Raw genomic sequence first — 13,316 nt, 5'->3', positions numbered from 1 at the left:
CAGACCTTCTATCCAGTCGCGTTATTTTGGTGGAGAAGCCGCCTTCCTTCTCTTGAACTCTTTCCACCATGGCAGTATTTCTTCAAGAGAATCCTGAAAAGGGTAGTCTCGACTAGCATTAGCACCACTGAACAGCTGGTTGTGCACATTCCAGAGTTGCCAGCCGCGGAATTCCTCACTAGTTGCACGCTGAACTGTTTGGACAAAAGAAACCTCAGTTGCAGCCATAAGCGTTTGCTCAAGATCACTGATAGTACAGAATACAATTGGTATCTGATCCTCATCTATTACATCTGGGTCATGATTTTCTGATATTTTCTTGGCAAGATTAATTACTTCTTCTTGGATACCATTCGCCATTGATAGCCATGCGTCCAATGTAAGCAAAACTCCTCTAACGTCAATTCCCAGCTTTCCTGACACACCAACTTTCCGTCTATGGTGCGATACAAACCGCCATATCTGGAACACGCCTTTTGCTATTTCACTATAACTTTTATGTGCTGCAGACATCGGGTTTTCTGAGAATTTAGCTTGGTAACTCATCCTCGTAGCTTTACACTCGAATATAATTAAGTCGTCTTCACCCCGCCTTAATATCATGTCTGGAGATTCAAATTGTGTCTTTTTTGATCCATACCTATAGCTTTCCTTAACCTGATAGGAAGGAAGCATCTTTCTAATAAGATCAGAACTGTACATTTCAAATCTACTAGCGATCTCATTACGGACGTTTCCGTCAGCTTTGGCAAAATCATAAAATAATCCTGAAGTTGCCCTTAAAGCAATTAAATCAGGTAATGGAGAAAAAACAAGACCGCTTACAGTACTCGATAAAATACAGGGATATTCTCTAAAAACACTGGGCTTATACGCAACATGGCCAATACCAGAACGGATGTGCTCGGATTTTTTTATCGCTCCTTCGAGGCCAACAGCTATAATTCCTAGAGATTTCTGAAATACTTTAGACGACACCCCAACATCATCCAAAGAAATATTATTTTTTATGAATGGGGAATTTCTAAATAATGCCTGCAAAGCAATGCAAGCACGCGAGAATTCATCAAGGCCAACCCCATTGTCTTCTAGAAAAAACTCTCTGCACAATTTTCCACCGTATAGAAAAATTGACCTGTACAACTGAGGTATGGAAAGAAATCCTCTTTGCCACTCAAACTGACGCTGCGCAACTCTATGAAGCTCTAAGAATACACTATTTTTCCTGAGCATTATTCCAACTTCTGCATCCTCTAACGCTGTAAGCACATTGCATAAATATGCCATTGCCTGGAAGCTCTGACAGTTTAAGCGCCGATTAGGATGATTAGGAAGATGAATGACCTTGCGTGTAGAAAGACATTCATTAAGAAGAGTCTCCATTTTCCACGGGTGAACAAAATATCTTGAATCGATTTGTTCTGTTACAGCCTCAGAAGGAAATAAAATATATTTTCTAGATAGCTCATGCCTGCCTGATTGCAAGGCAGATATAGCCCACGTCATTACAAAAAAACTTTCGCTATCCGTTATAGATAACAGTCTTCTTAACTTCTTTCTATTAAAATGGAGCGCACGACAAACTCTCACAACACTTTCAGTATCATCATTAAGAACGGAGGTCATTTTAGTAAATCTCCTATAAATCCTGTTGTCCTCGTCAGAATATCAATGATTTTTCTTTACTATTAATAAATATATTGAATACAGTTTGTTCGTTATTTTCTGAGAGCGTATTTTATTTGTACTTTTCTGAGAATGGATAATTAATTTGCCCATTTGCCACGCCGATCGATTTGTATCCAGTGAATCATTACTTAATAGAAAACCGGATTTATTGCTTTGATGAAAAAATCCACTCTGATCCACACTCTCAAACGAACCAGCGCACATAAGATCCCCAAAGCACGAATGAAAGTGATTATTGTCCGATAGGATGTTCATTATAGAGTAGGATATAGAAATTGCGATAGCTCAAGCTATAGCCGAAGCGTGCTCCCAAACTGCCGCCGGACAAACGATCCCCCTGTGCGATGTCGCCGACTGGCTCGACAGTTGGGGCACCCCCGACGAACGACGAGCCCCATCACCGCAGTAAACCACACATCAGCCACGCCTTTTCCACGCCTCCCTTACCGCCGACCGCCATCCATGATAGGACTATAAGCCCCAACCGCCCGAAAAGTGTCCTACTTGCATCGCCACTGGTGTCACGCCCCCTCGCGCCCTTCCTCCCGCGCACCCGCCCCGCCGGATGGAACAGTGAACAGTCCCCGGAAAACCGTTCCAACCTGTTCCAAACGTTCCATCCGACCGCCGCAGGCCGGGTCGAACGCCCCGGATGGAACAGTGAACAGTCCGCCGAACCCTGTTCCACGATGTTCCACCCGCCCAACTCCGCCCCCGAAACGAACCGGCTTAATCGCGCTTGACCGTGTCTCTGTTCAGCGCGGCCTGGGCGGCGGCGAGGCGGGCGGGCGGCACGCGGTAGGGCGAGCAGGAGACATAGGTCAGCCCGACCTTCTCGCAGAAGGAGATCTCCACCAGTTCGCCGACGCCGCTCGCCAGCCTTCAAACAATAGGTTCTGAACTATATCGCTATTGCCAAAAATAGCCTGAAGCCTATATTTCTCCCGATGCGCACCGTTCTTTTCCACACCGCGTTCGCGGCCGAATTCCGGGCTCTGCCGCAAGCGGTGCGGATCGACCTCGCCGCCGCGGCCAAGGTGCTTGGGGAGCGTGGCCCGATGCTCGGCCGGCCCCATGTCGATACGTTGAACGGTTCCAGGCATGCGAACATGAAGGAACTGCGGTTCACGTCGAATGGCGGCGTGTGGCGCGTCGCCTTTGCCTTCGACCCGAAGCGCAACGCCGTCGTGCTGGTGGCCGGCGACAAGAGCGGGGTGTCGGAAAAGCGGTTCTACGCCTCGCTGATCGCCACCGCCGACAGCCGCTATGACGACCATCTCTCCGACCTGAAAGGAGCCAAGCCATGACGGCGACGATCCCGTTCGACCAGATCCTCTCCGAGATGACCGACGACGAGCGCGCCGCCGTGGATGCACGGGCCGCCGGGTTCCTGGCCGAGATCGACGGTTTGGCGGAACTGCGCCGGCTGGCGGAGCTGACCCAGAGTCAGGTGGCCGAAACCCTGAACGTGAAGCAGCCGACAATCCACCAGATCGAGAAGCGGACCGACCTGTATCTGTCCACCCTGCGGCGCTTCGTGGAAGCCGCGGGCGGGGAGTTGGAGTTGCGGGTTTCCCTGCCGGGAAAAGGGGCGTTCAAGCTGACGGGCATCGGCGAGTTGACCTCCGGTTCCCAGCGATGAGCCGTCGAAACAAGGGCTCGGCCGGGCCAATGCAGGTTCGGCGCTCACACAGGAAGGAGTGTTCTATGGCCGGGCCTGAGATTGCTTTCGAGCCGACCGATGACGACGCATTGACCCGCGCCATCGCCGAAGCGCGCTCACAGGCTGCGGCCGGCCAAACGATCCCCCTGCGCGATGTCGCTGACTGGCTCGACAGCTGGGGCACACCCGACGAACGCCCGGCCCCGTCGCCGCGGTAGCCCACACATCGGCCACGCCTTTTCCACGCCTCCCTTACCGCGGACCGCCATCCATGATAGGACTATAAGCCTCAACCACCCGAGGAGTGTCCTGCATGCAGCGCCAATGGCGCCACGCCCCCTTGCGCCCGTCCTCCCGCGCACCGGCCCCGCCGGATGGAACAGTGAACAGCCCCCGGAAAACCGTTCCAAACCGTTTCAAACGTTCCATCCGACCGCCGCAGGCCGGGGCGGGCGCTCCGGATGGAACAGTGAACAGTCCGCCGCAATCTGTTCCACGCTGTTCCACCCGCCCAACTCCGCCGCCAAAACGAAACGGCCCCCTTCCCTTGCGGGAAGAGGGCCGACATCGTTTCAGCTATCCGAAGCGGCTCAGTCGCGCTTGACCGTGTCGCTGTGCAGCGCGGCCTGGGCGGCGGCGAGGCGGGCGATCGGCACGCGGTAGGGCGAGCACGACACATAGGTCAGCCCGATCTTCTCGCAGAAGGAGATCGAGGCCGGGTCGCCGCCATGCTCGCCGCAGATGCCGAGCTTAATGTCCGGGCGGACCTTGCGGCCGCGCTCGGTGGCGATCTCCACCAGCTCGCCGACGCCGGTGACGTCCAGCGACTGGAACGGGTCCTGCTCCAGGATGCCCTGGCGCTGGTACTCCGGCAGGAAGCTGCCGGCGTCGTCGCGCGACAGGCCCAGCGTCGTCTGGGTCAGGTCGTTGGTGCCGTAGCTGAAGAACTCCGCCGACTCGGCGATCTCGCCGGCCTTCAGGGCCGCGCGCGGGATCTCGATCATCGTGCCGGTCAGATACTCCACCGTCACGCCGGTCTCGGCCTTCACCTGCTCGGCCGCCCGGTCGATCACCGCCTTCAGGATGTCGAACTCCTTCTTGGTGATGATCAGCGGGATCATCACTTCGGGAATGACGGCCTCGCCGGTGGTCTTGGCGACCTCGGCGGCGGCGGCGAAGATGGCGCGGGCCTGCATCTCGTAGATCTCGGGGTACGAGATGCCCAGGCGGCAGCCGCGATGGCCCAGCATCGGGTTCGCTTCATGCAGCTGGATGGTGCGGTGGCGCACCCGCAGCGGGTCGGTGCCGGTCGCCGCCGCGACCTCGGCCATGTCCTCCTCGGTGTTGGGCAGGAACTCGTGAAGCGGCGGGTCGAGCAGGCGGATCGTCACCGGCAGGCCGGCCATGATCGTGAACAGCTCGACGAAGTCCTTCTTCTGGAAGGGCTCCAGCTTGGCGAGCGCCTTGCGGCGGCCCTCCTCGTCCTCCGCCAGGATCATCTCGCGGACGGCCAGGATGCGCTCCGGGTCGAAGAACATGTGCTCGGTGCGCGACAGGCCGATGCCCTCGGCGCCGAACTTGCGCGCGGTGCGGGCGTCGAGCGGGGTCTCGGCGTTGGCGCGGACCTTCATCCGGCGGATCTTGTCGGCCCAGCCCATCAGGGTGGCGAAGTCGCCCGACAGCTCCGGCTGGATCGTCGGCACCTCGCCCAGCATCACCTCGCCGGTCGAGCCGTCGATGGTCAGGATGTCGCCTTCCTTCACCGCGACGCCGCGGACCGACATCTGCTTCGTCTTGTAGTCGATGCGCAGGTCGCCGGCGCCCGACACGCAGGCGCGGCCCATGCCGCGGGCAACCACCGCCGCGTGGCTGGTCATGCCGCCGCGGCTGGTCAGGATGCCGCGGGCGGCGTGCATGCCGTGGATGTCCTCGGGCGAGGTCTCGATGCGGCAGAGGATCACCGCCTCGCCCTTGCCGGCCATCAGCTCGGCCTCGTCGGCGGTGAACACCACCTTGCCCGACGCGGCGCCGGGGGAGGCCGGCAGGCCCTTGGCGATGACCTTGCGGTCGGCCTTGGGGTCGAGCGTCGGGTGCAGCAGCTGGTCGAGCGAGGCCGGATCGATGCGGCGCACCGCCTCGTTCTGGTCGATGACGCCCTCGTTGGCCAGATCGACCGCGATCTTCAGCGCCGCCGGCGCGGTGCGCTTGCCGTTGCGGGTCTGCAGCATGAACAGCTTGTTCTGCTGGACCGTGAACTCGATGTCCTGCATGTCGCGGTAGTGGCCCTCCAGCCTGAGGCGGACCTCGTTCAGCTGGTTGAACACCTCCGGCATCACCTCCTCCATGGCGGGGAGGTCGGACTTGTTGGCGATCTTGCCGGCGACGGTCAGGTGCTGCGGCGTGCGGATGCCGGCGACCACGTCCTCGCCCTGGGCGTTGACCAGATACTCGCCGTAGAAGGCGTTCTCGCCGGTCGACGGGTTGCGGGTGAAGGCGACGCCGGTGGCACAGTCGTTGCCCATGTTGCCGAAGACCATGCACTGCACGTTGACCGCGGTGCCCCAGGCGGCCGGGATGTCGTGCAGCTTGCGGTAGGTGATGGCGCGGGCGTTCATCCACGAATCGAAGACGGCGCCGATGGCGCCCCACAGCTGCTCCTGCACATCCTGCGGGAAGGGCCGGCCAAGCTCGCGCTCGACCGCCTTCTTGTAATCCTCGATCACCGCCTGCCAATCCTCGGCCGACAGGTCGGTGTCGAGGCTGTAGGACTTGTCGCGCTTGTGGTTGTCGAGGATGTCCTCGAAATGGTGATGCTCGACGTCGAGGACGACGTTCGAATACATCTGGATGAAGCGGCGGTAGCTGTCATAGGCGAAGCGGGCGTCGCCCGACCGCTTGGCGAGGCCGGCGGCGGTCGCGTCGTTCAGGCCGAGGTTCAGGACGGTGTCCATCATGCCCGGCATCGAGGCGCGGGCGCCGGAGCGCACCGACACCAGCAGCGGGTTGACCGGGTCGCCGAACTTGGCGTCCATCGCCGTTTCCAGCCGCCCGACCGCAGCCTCGACCTGCGTGGTCAGCTCCGGCGGATAGGAGCGGCCGTTGGCGTAGAAATAGGTGCACAGCTCGGTGGTGATCGTGAAGCCCGGCGGAACGGGCAGACCAAGATTGGCCATCTCGGCCAGATTGGCGCCCTTGCCGCCCAGCAGGTTCTTCATATCGGCCCGTCCTTCGGTGGCACCGGCCCCGAAGCTGTAGACCCACTTGGATTCACCCTGGCTCGCCATCGCGGATTTCCTCTCGCCCCATGGTCGTCCGGCATGCGGGTGCTCCCCTTGTGCTCCATCGACCGTCCGCCGGGCGGGTGTTTTCCGCTCAGCGAAACGCCGTGGTCAGTTTGCTTGACCGCACATGCCGCTGAATGGACCTTCTATCGTCCCAAACGTTGGGATACAAGACGGTCGCGTGGTCTAGATCGGGATGACCTGCGCTTGGCCGGCAAAGGAGCATTGCGGCTATATCGGATTGGCCGGTTTCGCATTGCCCGGGCAAACCGCATAGGCACCGGTCCGGATGGCGACATGCGGTCGAAGTACCCCGGCGGATGCTTCAGTCGCCGGCCAGGGCCTCGTCCGGACACTCCACCCACTGCCTGCCCGCGCCGGCCAGCCAGTCGGCCAGCGCCGCCGCCGGCATCGGCCGGGCGAACAGGTATCCCTGGCCGATGGCGCAGCCCTCCGCCTCCAGCATGCGCTGCTGGGCCTCGCGCTCCACCCCTTCCGCCACCACCGTCAGCCCCAGCGCCTCGCCGATCTGGATGATGGCGCGGACCAGCGGCCGGTTGGCGGCGTCGATGTCCAGCTCCTTGACGAAGCTGCGGTCGATCTTCAGCTCACCGACGGGAAAGCGCTTGAGATAGCTGAGGCTGGAATAGCCGGTGCCGAAATCGTCGATCGACAGCGTCACCCCCTGTGCATGCAGGGCGTCGAGCGCGTCGTGGGCGCCGATCTCCTCGGTCATCATCAGCCGCTCGGTGATCTCCAGCGTCAGGTCTTGGGCAGGGATGCCGTTGGCGGCCAGGATGCCGGCAACCTGGTCGGGCAGGTCGCCGCGGGCGAAGCGGACGGCCGAGATGTTGACCGCCAGCCCCGGCACCGGCAGGCCGGCGGCCCGCCAGCGGCCAAGCTGCGCCACCGCGCTCTCCAACACCCACGAATCGAGCCGGTCGATCAGGCCGCACTCCTCGGCCAGCGGCACGAACTCCATCGGCGACACCGCACCCCAACGCGGGTGGGTCCAGCGGATCAGCGCCTCCACCCGGTGCAGGCCGTGCGGCTTCAGCCGGACCTGAGGCTGGTAATGCAGCTCGAACGGCGAGATGCCGTCCGTGATCCCGGCCTCCTGGCGGTCCAGCGCCTCGCGCAGGGCCGCCTCCATCTCCAGCCGGCGCACCGCCTGCTCGTTCATGTCGCGGCGGAAGAAGTGGCAGCGGTTGCGGCCGGCCTGCTTGGCCCGGTACATCGCCGCATCGGCCTGCCGCAGCAGCGTGTCGAAATCCATCCCGTCGTCGGGATGCACGGCGATGCCGATGCTCGCGGTCGGCGTCAGCGTCAGCTCGGCCACGGTCAGCGGCACCGCCAGCGTCGCCAGCACCCGCTCGGCCAGCAACGCGGCATGCGCGGCATCGCAGCCCGGCAGCAGGGCCACGAACTCGTCGCCGCCCAGCCGGGCCAGCGTGTCGCCCTCGATGAACAGGCGCCGCAGGCGGCCGGCCACCTCCAGCAGCAGCTCGTCGCCAACCGCATGGCCCAGCGAGTCGTTGACGGTCTTGAAGCGGTCGATGTCCAGGAACATCAGCGTCACCGGCTGGCGCGTGCGCCCGGCCAGCGCCAGCGCCGCGGTGGCGCGGTCGGCCAGAAGCTGGCGGTTGGGCAGCCCGGTCAGCATGTCGAAATACGCGAGCCGGTTGATTTCCGCCCGCGCCCGGTCATGCTCGATGGCGAGCACGCAGAGATGGACGCAGGCATCGACAAGCCGCCGGTGGAACGGGGCGACAGCGGTGCGCGACTCGCGGTAATAGAAGGCGAAGCTGCCCAGCACGCGGGCGTCGCGGCCCTTGATCGGGTTGGACCAGCAGGCGGCCAGCCCCTGCGCCAGCGCGAGTTGCCGGCGCTTGGCCCAGCGCGGATCGCTGGCGATGTCGGTCGACATCACCGCCTCGCCCGCGCTCATCGCACTGCCGCAGCAGCCGACATTCGGCTCGATGGGCAGCCCATCGATGGCGGCGGTGTAGGCGGAGGGCAGCGACGGCGCCGCGGCCACGCGCATCCGGCCATCGTCGTCGCGCAGCATCACCGAACAGGTCACCTCCGGCGCGCAGGCCTCCACCTGCCGGCAGAGGAAGTCCAGCACCAGCCGCAGCGACCGGCCGCCGGCCACCAGTTCCAGCACATTCTGCTGCAGACGGGCGACCGCCTCGGCCCGCTCTCGCTCCTCGAAGCCGCGCATCTCGCACAGCAGCAGCGTCTCGTCACCGTCGGTCAGCAATTGCCAGTGCAGGTCGACCGGAACGGGGTCGCAGCGCGGGACGCACAGCGCCCCGTTGCCGGGCGGGGCACAATCCTCCCGCATCCCGTCCCACACCGCCCGCCAGTCGCATCCGCCCAGATCGAGCAGCGCCGGCAGGGAGCGCCCGATCAGCGTGTCGAGCGGGCGGCCGGCCATCCGGGAAAATCCGGGATTGGCACCGGCGATCGTTCCGTCGGCCGAAACCCAGACCAGGGCCGCGCTCCATTGCGCGGCGGTCACCCGCAGCAGGCGGTCGGAGGGAAGACGGTCGTCCAGCGCGGCCCCGGCCGATTCCATGAACCCTGATCTCCCCACACCGGACATCCTTCGGGAAGCGCCGCGGCGGCGTCCCAGGGGAATCAGCTAACACGGATACACGCGGCGCGGTCAAGGCTCGTCATGGCCGCGACGAGGTTATTGCAACCGCAAAAGACGGCTTTCGAACCGCGTCCGGACCGGCAAGACAAACATAAGGAAAAGGGAGGGAGCGGCTCCCCGCTCCCTCCCCTCTCGTCTTCGATCTCCTTGCGGCGGCCGGATGGCACGCCGGCCGGGACCTCAGCTGCAGCCGGTGGTCGATCCGCAGCTGTCGCACTTCAGGCAGGTGCCGTTGCGCACCAGGGTCATGTTGCCGCACTCGCCGCAGGGATCGCCCTCATAGCCGCGGGCGCGGGCCTCGCGGATGCGGTCGAAGCGCTGGTCGCTGGTGCTGCCGCCATAGGCGGTGCCGGTGGCGGCGCTGGATGCGACATGGCCCTGGGCGGTGGCGGCGGCGACCGCCGGGCTGGCCGCCATCGCGGCCTGGGCGGACGCCTGCATCCCGGCCGACGCGGTGGCGCTCACCGCCGCGGTTTCGGTGCCGGTGGCGGCGAAGGCCGCGGCGGCGCTGGCACGCTGGGTCTGCCCGCCATGCAGGACGCGCAGGTTGTTGCGGACATAGCCGGTCGAGGCGATGCGGCGGACGATGTCGGCCGGCTGCACCTGGGTATCCGGCAGGTCGCCCTGCTTGTCGCCGTTGCCGACGGTGAAGGGAACCAGGTCCTCCGGCGTGGCGTGCGCCAGGTCGGTCCGGTTCAGGTAGGAGATGGCGATCTCGCGGAAGATGTAGTCGATGACCGAGGTCGCCATCTTGATGGTGTCGTTGCCGGTCACCATGCCCGACGGCTCGAAGCGGGTGAAGGTGAAGGCCTCCACGAACTCCTCGAGCGGCACGCCGTACTGCAGGCCGATCGACACCGCGATGGCGAAGTTGTTCATCAGCGAGCGGAAGGCGGCGCCTTCCTTGTGCATGTCGATGAAGATCTCGCCCAGCCGGCCGTCCTCATACTCGCCGGTGCGCAGATAGACCTTGTGGCCGCCGACATTGGCCTTCTGGGTGTAGCCCTTGCGGCGGTGCGGCAGGCGCTCGCGGGCGGAGCTCTTGCGCTCCACCACCCGCTCGATCACCTTCTCGACGATGCGCTCGGTGACCATCTGGGCGCGGACCGCGGCCGGCGCCTCGATCATCGCCTCGACCGCCTCGCCGTCCTCCTCGTCGTCGAGCAGGGCGGCCTGCAGCGGCTGGCTCAGCTTGGAGCCGTCGCGGTACAGCGCGTTCGCCTTCAGGCCCAGGCGCCAGGACATCAGGTAGGCGTCCTTGCACTCCTCCACCGTCGCCGAGTTCGGCATGTTGATGGTCTTGGAGATGGCGCCGGAGATGAAGGGCTGCGCCGCCGCCATCATCGTGATGTGCGATTCCCAGGACAGGAAGCGCTTGCCGATGCGGCCGCAGGGGTTGGCGCAGTCGAACACCGGCAGATGCTCGTCCTTCAGGAAGGGCGCGCCCTCCAGCGTCATGGCGCCGCAGCAGAAGGTGTTGGCCAGCTCGATCTGCGACTTGGTGAAGCCGATGTGGCTCAGCAGGTCGAAGCCCGGGGCGTCCAGCGTCTCGGCCGGGATGCCCAGCGTCTGGGTGCAGAAATCGGCGCCGATGGTCCAGCGGTTGAAGACGAACTTGATGTCGAAGGCGGTGGCGAGGTTGCCTTCCAGCCGCTCCAGCAGCGCGTCGGTGAAGCCCTTGGCCTTCAGCGACTCGTGGTTGACGCCGGGGGCGTCCTTCAGCGTGCCGTGGCCGACGGCGTAGAGGGCGATCTGCTCGATCTGCGAGGGCGTGTAGCCGAGCGTCTTCAGCGCCTCCGGCACCAGCCGGTTGACGATCTTGAAATAGCCGCCGCCGGCCAGCTTCTTGAACTTCACCAGCGCGAAGTCGGGCTCGATGCCGGTGGTGTCGCAGTCCATCACCAGGCCGATGGTGCCGGTCGGGGCAACCACCGTGGCCTGGGCGTTGCGGAAGCCGTGGGCCTCGCCCAGTTCCAGCGCCTCGTCCCAGACGCGGACGGCGGCGAGCGCCAGATCCTGGTCCGGGCAGAGGTCGGCGACGAAGGGCACCGGCTCGACCGCCAGCCCCTCATAGCCGTTCATCTCGCCGTTGGCGGCGCGGCGGTGGTTGCGGATGACCCGCAGCATGTGGTCGCGGTTGGCCTCGAAGCCCGGGAAGGTGCCCAGCTCCTGCGCCATCTCGGCCGAGGTGGCATAGGCGACGCCGGTCATCACCGCGGAGATGCCGGCGCAATAGGCGCGGCCCTCGTCACTGTCGTAGGACAGGCCCGACGCCATCAGCAGGCCGCCGAGATTGGCGAAGCCCAGGCCAAGCGTGCGGAACTCGTAGGAGAGCTGGGCGATTTCCTTGGACGGGAACTGCGCCATCAGCACGGAGATTTCCAGCACGACGGTCCACAGCCGGCAGGCGTGCTCGAACGCCTCGACGTCGAAGGAGCCGTCCTTCAGCCGGAAGGACATCAGGTTCAGCGACGCCAGGTTGCAGGCGGTGTCGTCGAGGAACATGTATTCCGAGCACGGATTCGAGGCGTTGATGCGCCCCGAGGCCGGGCAGGTGTGCCACTCGTTGATGGTGCTGTCGAACTGCACGCCCGGATCGGCGCAGGCCCAGGCGGCGTAGCCGACCTTGTCCCACAGGTCGCGGGCTCGGATGGTCTTCATCACCTTGCCGCTGGTGCGGCCGATCAGGTTCCAGTCGGCATCGTCCAGCACCGCCTGCACGAACTCGTTGGAGACGCGCACCGAGTTGTTGGAGTTCTGGCCGGAAACCGTCAGGTAGGCTTCCGAATCCCAGTCGGTGTTGTAGGTCTTGAACTCGATCGAGGTGAAGCCCTGGCCGGCGAACTGGATCACGCGCTGGATGTAGTTCTCCGACACCTGATCCTTGCGGGCGGCGAGGATCGCCTTCTTGAGCTCCTTGTTCTCCTTCGGATCGAGGCCCTTCTGGGCGGCGGCCATCACCTCGATCAGGTGCTTCTGGCAGATCCGGGAGCCGGTCACCAGTGCAGCGACCTTCTGCTCCTCGTTGACCTTCCAGTCGATGTAGCCCTCGATGTCCGGATGGTCCATGTCCACCGTGACCATCTTGGCCGCGCGCCGCGTGGTGCCGCCCGACTTGATGGCGCCGGCAGCGCGGTCGCCGATCTTCAGGAAGCTCATCAGGCCCGACGACTTTCCGCCACCGGCCAGCTTCTCGCCCTCGCCGCGCAGCTTGGAGAAATTGGAGCCGGTGCCCGAGCCGTACTTGAACAGGCGCGCCTCGCGCACCCACAGATCCATGATGCCGCCCTCGTTGACGAGGTCGTCGGCGACCGACTGGATGAAGCAGGCGTGCGGCTGCGGATGCTCATAGGCCGAGGCCGAGGAGGTCAGCAGGCCGGTCTTGAAATCGACGTAGAAATGGCCCTGGCTCGGGCCGTCGATGCCGTAGGCCCAGTGCAGGCCGGTGTTGAACCATTGCGGGCTGTTCGGGGCCGCCATCTGGGCGGCCAGCATGAAGCGCATCTCGTCGAAGAAGGCGCGGGCGTCGGCCTCGCCGTCGAAATAGCCGCCCTTCCAGCCCCAATAGGTCCAGGTGCCGGCCAGGCGGTCGAAGACCTGGCGGGCCGAGCTCTCACCGACGAAGCGCTTCTCCTTGGGCAGGGCGGCCAGCTTCTCGGTATCGGCCTCCTTGCGCCACAGCCAGGAGGGAACGGTGTTCTCCTCCACGGCGCGGAGCGCGGCGGGGACGCCAGCCTTGCGGAAATACTTCTGGGCCAGGATGTCGCTGGCGACCTGCGAGAAGTTGTCCGGCACCTCGATGCCGGTCTGCTGGAAGACGATGGTGCCATCCGGGTTGCGGATCTCGCTCGTCGCCTGACGGAAACCGAGGCTGGCGTAGGCGTCCTGACCTTCGTGCGTGAAACGACGCTCGATCCGCATGATGACACTGTCCCCTGCTGGAGCCCGCCGTGGCGGACTCGAATGGAAATATGTGCGACCCGTCCCGGTTCCGCCAATGGACACGGCGCCGTACGGCAGG

The 13,316-nt window shown here is 63.5% G+C and carries 8 protein-coding genes; 3 read left to right on the top strand and 5 right to left on the bottom strand.

Translation table 11 applies throughout. The annotated features are described in order from the left end of the window. Nucleotides 1-21 precede the first annotated feature (21 nt). Entirely contained in the window at nucleotides 22-1,626 is a 1,605-nt protein-coding gene (locus tag ABMY26_RS15740; protein WP_372398182.1) for a hypothetical protein, read from the bottom strand. A 792-nt stretch (nucleotides 1,627-2,418) separates the two neighbouring features. Next, on the bottom strand, nucleotides 2,419-2,544 hold the full coding sequence (locus ABMY26_RS15735) for a hypothetical protein (protein ID WP_372399072.1): 126 nt from the start codon (nucleotides 2,542-2,544) through the stop codon (nucleotides 2,419-2,421). Nucleotides 2,545-2,636: 92 nt separating this feature from the next. Between ABMY26_RS15735 and ABMY26_RS15730 the strand changes: the two genes are divergently transcribed. The 3 genes from ABMY26_RS15730 to ABMY26_RS15720 all read left to right on the top strand — a co-directional run bounded on the left by ABMY26_RS15730 (nucleotide 2,637) and on the right by ABMY26_RS15720 (nucleotide 3,570). Further along, entirely contained in the window at nucleotides 2,637-2,996 is a 360-nt protein-coding gene (locus ABMY26_RS15730; RefSeq protein ID WP_372398181.1) for a type II toxin-antitoxin system RelE/ParE family toxin, read from the top strand. Then, nucleotides 2,993-3,331: an XRE family transcriptional regulator gene (locus ABMY26_RS15725; RefSeq protein WP_372398180.1), complete on the top strand. Its 339-nt coding sequence runs from the start codon at nucleotides 2,993-2,995 to the stop codon at nucleotides 3,329-3,331. The genes ABMY26_RS15730 and ABMY26_RS15725 overlap by 4 nt, the downstream gene beginning before the upstream one ends. Nucleotides 3,332-3,396: 65 nt before the next feature. Next, entirely contained in the window at nucleotides 3,397-3,570 is a 174-nt protein-coding gene (locus ABMY26_RS15720) for a CopG family transcriptional regulator (protein WP_372398179.1), read from the top strand. A 372-nt stretch (nucleotides 3,571-3,942) separates the two neighbouring features. Here ABMY26_RS15720 and ppdK read toward each other — a convergent pair whose 3' ends face one another. The 3 genes from ppdK to ABMY26_RS15705 all read right to left on the bottom strand — a co-directional run bounded on the left by ppdK (nucleotide 3,943) and on the right by ABMY26_RS15705 (nucleotide 13,216). Beyond that, the gene (ppdK, locus tag ABMY26_RS15715; RefSeq protein WP_372398178.1) at nucleotides 3,943-6,636 is read right to left on the bottom strand and encodes a pyruvate, phosphate dikinase; all 2,694 of its coding nucleotides are present in this window, start codon (nucleotides 6,634-6,636) and stop codon (nucleotides 3,943-3,945) included. 322 nt (nucleotides 6,637-6,958) lie between these two features. Continuing rightward, nucleotides 6,959-9,214 carry a putative bifunctional diguanylate cyclase/phosphodiesterase gene (locus ABMY26_RS15710; RefSeq protein WP_372398177.1) on the bottom strand — a complete coding sequence of 752 codons (2,256 nt, stop codon included), beginning with the start codon at nucleotides 9,212-9,214 and terminating at the stop codon, nucleotides 6,959-6,961. Between the two features lie 261 nt (nucleotides 9,215-9,475). Beyond that, nucleotides 9,476-13,216, bottom strand: coding sequence for a vitamin B12-dependent ribonucleotide reductase (locus ABMY26_RS15705; RefSeq protein ID WP_372398176.1), 3,741 nt, complete (start codon nucleotides 13,214-13,216; stop codon nucleotides 9,476-9,478). Nucleotides 13,217-13,316 lie beyond the last annotated feature (100 nt).

The sequence above is a fragment of the Azospirillum sp. HJ39 genome, from assembly GCF_041507355.1.
GTDB classification, from domain to species: Bacteria; Pseudomonadota; Alphaproteobacteria; order Azospirillales; family Azospirillaceae; genus Azospirillum; species Azospirillum thiophilum.
The sequence above is the reverse complement of the archived record's forward strand: the minus strand, read 5'-3'. Positions and strand labels throughout refer to the sequence as shown.

Coding starts and splice junctions, on each gene's coding strand:
- ABMY26_RS15710 (WP_372398177.1), bottom strand. CDS start 9,214: ATGGAATCGGCCGGGGCCGCGCTGGACGACCGTCTTCCCTCCGACCGC.
- ppdK (WP_372398178.1), bottom strand. CDS start 6,636: ATGGCGAGCCAGGGTGAATCCAAGTGGGTCTACAGCTTCGGGGCCGGT.
- ABMY26_RS15720 (WP_372398179.1), top strand. CDS start 3,397: ATGGCCGGGCCTGAGATTGCTTTCGAGCCGACCGATGACGACGCATTG.
- ABMY26_RS15725 (WP_372398180.1), top strand. CDS start 2,993: ATGACGGCGACGATCCCGTTCGACCAGATCCTCTCCGAGATGACCGAC.
- ABMY26_RS15705 (WP_372398176.1), bottom strand. CDS start 13,216: ATGCGGATCGAGCGTCGTTTCACGCACGAAGGTCAGGACGCCTACGCC.
- ABMY26_RS15730 (WP_372398181.1), top strand. CDS start 2,637: ATGCGCACCGTTCTTTTCCACACCGCGTTCGCGGCCGAATTCCGGGCT.
- ABMY26_RS15740 (WP_372398182.1), bottom strand. CDS start 1,626: ATGACCTCCGTTCTTAATGATGATACTGAAAGTGTTGTGAGAGTTTGT.